Raw genomic sequence first — 3,877 nt, 5'->3', positions numbered from 1 at the left:
CTGTCGGTCGTGGTGGCCACCGAGACCCGCAAAGCAGTGCTGCGGCGGGCCGCTGCCCGTCCCTGACGGCGCTGATCGACTTCCGCCGCGGGGCGGAGGTCTGCGGGATCGAGGGCACCGGAAGCCCGCTCACCGCGGCCCTGTGCGTGCCGAGAATCTCGTCCATGGCTCTGAGCAGCAGAGTTGCTCTTCCAGCCGTCCGGCCGTGATGATCACCGATCATGTGCCTGCGGTTCATCTTCCTCCTAATCACGCGGGCCACCGCATGGCTGCGGCTGTCCCGACGCAAGGAGGCGTGGAAGACCGCAGAGATCTTGATCCTGCGCCACCAGCTCGCCGTGCTGCAACGGCGGCAGCCCGGCCGCCCGAACGTGACCTGGGCGGACCGGGCCCTGCTCGCGGCCCTGCTCAGTGTGATACCCAACGCGCGGCGCCAGGGCTTGCGGCTACTGGTCACCCCGGACACGATCCTGCGCTGGCACCGCAACATCATCCACCGCCGCTGGGCCGCCAGGTCCATACGCGGTAAGACCGGCCGGCCAGCGACCCGCCGGAACATCAGGGCCCTGGTCCTCCGGCTGGCCCGTGAGAACCCCAGCTGGGGCTACCGTCGGATCCATGGCGAGCTGGCCGGCCTGGGAGTGAAGGTAGCGGCGTCGACGGTGTGGGAAATTCTGAAGAAGGCCGGGATCAACCCCGCACCGCGCCGAACTGGGCCGCCCTGGTCGCAGTTCCTGCGCTCCCCAGGCCGAGGCCATCCTGGCCTGCGACTTCTTCACGGCCGGCCTGCTCGATGGCACCCAGGCTAATGTCCTGGCCGTGATCGAGCACGCCACCCGGCGCATCCGCATCCTCGGCATCACCCTGCATCCCACCGGAGAATGGACCGCTCAGCAGGCCCGCAACCTCCTGATGGACCTCGGCGATGAGGCGCAGCGGGCCAAGTTCATGATCCGCGACCGCGGCTCGAACTTCACCGCCGCGTTCGACGCGGTCCTCGCCGACGCCGGGATCCGGACCGTGCTCTGCAACGTCCGGACGCCTCGCATGAACGCTATCGCCGAACGCTGGATCGGGGGATGCCGACGCGAACTGCTGGACCGCACCCTCATCTGGAACCAGGGCCATCTGCGGCGAATCCTGCGCGAGTACGAGACTCACCACTTTACCAGAATCAGCACCGGCCTCACAGGTCGCTGAACGGCGCTGCGCCGCTGAAACCGCTACCCGAACCGATCGATCTCGGACAGTACCGGATCCGAAGACAGGCTCGCGTCGGTGGCCTGATCAACGAATACCGCCTGGTCGCGTGACGTGGATGAGCTTCTCGGCACCCACAGGGTGCCGCGCGGGCTGGCGAGGAACTCCAGCGCCGGGGTTGTGCCACTCCAGGCATCAACGACCTTGAACGCTTGCATTGCGGTCGTCGGCGCCCAGCAGCGACCAGAGTGATGCCCGAGTAAGTATCAGGCCATGTGCCGCGGCGCCCCGCGCAGGGTGCGTCAGGTGAACCTCATCGGTAGCGCGTCATGGACCGGTTTCCGCAATACCGCTGGGTATTTGGAGAGATCGGGCGGCGCGATCAGATCGCTCGTCGCGTTGCGCGCAGCACGACGTCGTCGACGTGGTGGGTGCTGGCCGCACCTGGGGGCCGTGGCCGGGTTTCGTGGACCTCGATGTGCCAGGTTTCAGGGTCCGCGGTGAGGGCGACGGCTACCTCGTTGACGCCGACGAACGCCTCGGGGTCATACATCCGGGTCTGGGTCGCCACGTCGAATGGCTCGCTGAATGGGGTGAGGTCGTGGTGCACGACCAGGAGCGTGCCGCCGGGAGCGACGGCATCGAGCAGACTGCGCAGCCCGCGCTGGTCGGGCGTGCGCTTGAAGGAGCCGTACTGCAGCGAGACCAGATCGAAAGTCTCGGTGCCGAAGGGTGCGGGATCGTTGGCGTCACTGCGTAGGAGATCGACGGCGAGTCCGCGTCGAACGGCTTCGGCGCGCACCCGGGCGAGCGCGTTGCCGGAGATGTCGGTGGCGGTGACCTTCCACCCGTGTTCGGCCAGCCAGAGGGCGTCGGCGCCCTCGCCGGCTCCGACATCGAGTGCCCGGCCCGGTGCCAGGTCGGTGATCTCGTGGACGAGCGTGCCGTTGGGGTTGCTGCTCCATGCTCGCTCTATACCGCTGTAACGGTGGTCCCAGTCGGCTTCTTCGCCGGAGAGCCGAGCGGCGTTGCGCAGGTCCTCCTCGGCGAGGCTGACGGCGATCATGGCGCCGACCTGGCTGCCTTGGGCGGCCGAGGGCAGCACTTGCAGGCTCGGGTCGGTGACGTTGCCGGCCGCATAGACCCCGGACACGATGGTCTCGCCGCGCGGGTCGACCGCGAGGGCGTCGCCGGCACCGGTGGGGTGCGGGGTGGTGGTGAGCCCGACCCCGGCCAGCACGTCAGCGCGGGCTCGGAATCGCGACCCAACCACGACGGCGTCGGCGTCGAGGAGGCGACCGTCGCCGAGTTCGACACCGGACACCTCGCCGTCCGGCCCGGTGAGGATTCGGCTGACCTCGTTGTGTTCGACGACGACGCCGGAGGCGGCGAGGGCGTCGACGACCCCCTTATCGAGTCCGGTCCGATCGTGCAGTACGACGGTCAGCCGGTCGGTCAGATGCCGGAACAGGGGGGTCGGGTGGAGGTTCAGAGGGTGGGTGACGATCTGCACCAGGCGCTGGTGGCGGACCTCGAAGCCGTGGCAGAACGGGCAGTGGATCACGCCGTGCCCCCACTGTTCGGCGACGCCATCGATCGCAGGGAGCTGGTCGGTCAGGCCGGTCGCGGCGAGGACCCGGCGGGCGACCAGCGTGTGGCCGCCGGTGAGGTCGAGCCCGAACCTGCCGTCGTCGCGACGGCGCACCCCCGTGACCCGGCCGGTGAGTACCTCCCCGCCGTAGCTGCGCACCTCCGCGCGCCCGATCCTCGTCAGCTCTCCGGGAGCCGTGCCCTCGCGTCCCAGGTAGCCGTGCATGTGCGGGGCCGGGGCATTGCGGGGGGTGTCGTCGTCGACCACGATGACGCTGCGCCGCTGTCGGGCAAGCTGCAGCGCAGCGGCGAGACCGGCGGCCGAGCCACCGATCACGGCGACGTCGCAGTGGCGCTCCAAGGTGGGGTACTGGACAGGGCCGCCGCGCTCTGGGTGCTTGGGAAGGGCTGAGTGCTGGCCTTGCGCGGGTTGCTCGCTCATGAGTTCGACTCTACGGCGTCAGGCGCTTTTAGCAAGGGCTTTTGCGGAAGTCGCAAGACGTGTGTCAGGATGGCCAGGTGAGCGGAGCCGCCGATGTCGAAGCGTTGGTGCGGTCGCGCCTGCGGAGCATGCGCACCACGCTGGGATATTCGCTCGACGAGTTGGCTGAGCGCACCAACCTCAGCCCGTCGACCATCAGCCGGGTCGAGACCGGCAAGCGCACCCTGAGCCTGGACGTGCTCGTGCCACTGGCCAACGCCCTTCAGGTGAGCCTCGATGTGCTCTTCGGGGTGCCCACCGACGATGACGTCGTCATCCGTCCGGTCGCGCACAGCAGCGGCGCGCGGACGACGTGGCCGCTGAGCCGTCCAGACGGGCGCACGGTCGCGATGAAGATGCGCTTCGAGGCATCCGACACACCGCCCGACCAGCGGGTGCACCCGGGTCACGACTGGTTCCTGGTGCTAGAGGGGCGCGCGCGGCTATGGCTGGGTGAGCGGCAGATCGACGTCGACGCGGGAGAGGCAGCGGAGTTCGCGACGATGGTCCCGCACGCGATCACCGCGCTGGACGGCCCGGCCGAGCTGATCATGATCTTCGACCGCGACGGACAGCGGGCGCATGTGCACCAGTGAGTGCTCAGGC

At 69.0% G+C, this 3,877-nt stretch carries 6 protein-coding genes; 4 read left to right on the top strand and 2 right to left on the bottom strand.

The features are described from left to right. From VML93_RS17465 to VML93_RS17455, 3 genes are all read left to right on the top strand, one after another. The coding region (locus VML93_RS17465; protein WP_325612547.1) for a hypothetical protein at window positions 1-209 on the top strand (209 nt) is incomplete at its 5' end. A 12-nt stretch (window positions 210-221) separates the two neighbouring features. Then, entirely contained in the window at window positions 222-809 is a 588-nt protein-coding gene (locus VML93_RS17460) for a hypothetical protein (RefSeq protein WP_325612546.1), read from the top strand. A 10-nt stretch (window positions 810-819) separates the two neighbouring features. Then, window positions 820-1,200, top strand: coding sequence for a hypothetical protein (locus tag VML93_RS17455; RefSeq protein WP_325612545.1), 381 nt, complete (start codon window positions 820-822; stop codon window positions 1,198-1,200). 23 nt (window positions 1,201-1,223) lie between these two features. On the opposite strand, the gene VML93_RS17450 is transcribed toward VML93_RS17455, so the two are convergent. Further along, window positions 1,224-1,418 (bottom strand): hypothetical protein, encoded by a 195-nt coding sequence (locus VML93_RS17450; protein WP_325612543.1) that lies wholly within the window; start codon window positions 1,416-1,418, stop codon window positions 1,224-1,226. Window positions 1,419-1,582: 164 nt separating this feature from the next. After that, window positions 1,583-3,232, bottom strand: a complete 1,650-nt coding sequence (locus tag VML93_RS17445) for a bifunctional NAD(P)/FAD-dependent oxidoreductase/class I SAM-dependent methyltransferase (protein ID WP_325612542.1) — start codon at window positions 3,230-3,232, stop codon at window positions 1,583-1,585. A gap of 128 nt (window positions 3,233-3,360) precedes the next feature. On the opposite strand from VML93_RS17445, the gene VML93_RS17440 reads away from it, so the two are divergent. Continuing rightward, the gene (locus VML93_RS17440; RefSeq protein ID WP_414686384.1) at window positions 3,361-3,867 is read left to right on the top strand and encodes a helix-turn-helix domain-containing protein; all 507 of its coding nucleotides are present in this window, start codon (window positions 3,361-3,363) and stop codon (window positions 3,865-3,867) included. Window positions 3,868-3,877 lie beyond the last annotated feature (10 nt).

Source organism: Mycobacterium sp. (assembly GCF_035499775.1).
In the GTDB taxonomy this organism is placed as follows: Bacteria; Actinomycetota; Actinomycetes; order Mycobacteriales; family Mycobacteriaceae; genus Mycobacterium.
The sequence above is the reverse complement of the archived record's forward strand: the minus strand, read 5'-3'. Positions and strand labels throughout refer to the sequence as shown.

What these genes read in the sequence shown, in the direction of transcription:
- VML93_RS17460 (WP_325612546.1), top strand. Translation starts at nt 222, where the DNA reads ATGTGCCTGCGGTTCATCTTCCTCCTAATCACGCGGGCCACCGCATGG.
- VML93_RS17450 (WP_325612543.1), bottom strand. Translation starts at nt 1,418, where the DNA reads ATGCAAGCGTTCAAGGTCGTTGATGCCTGGAGTGGCACAACCCCGGCG.
- VML93_RS17445 (WP_325612542.1), bottom strand. Translation starts at nt 3,232, where the DNA reads ATGAGCGAGCAACCCGCGCAAGGCCAGCACTCAGCCCTTCCCAAGCAC.
- VML93_RS17440 (WP_414686384.1), top strand. Translation starts at nt 3,361, where the DNA reads ATGCGCACCACGCTGGGATATTCGCTCGACGAGTTGGCTGAGCGCACC.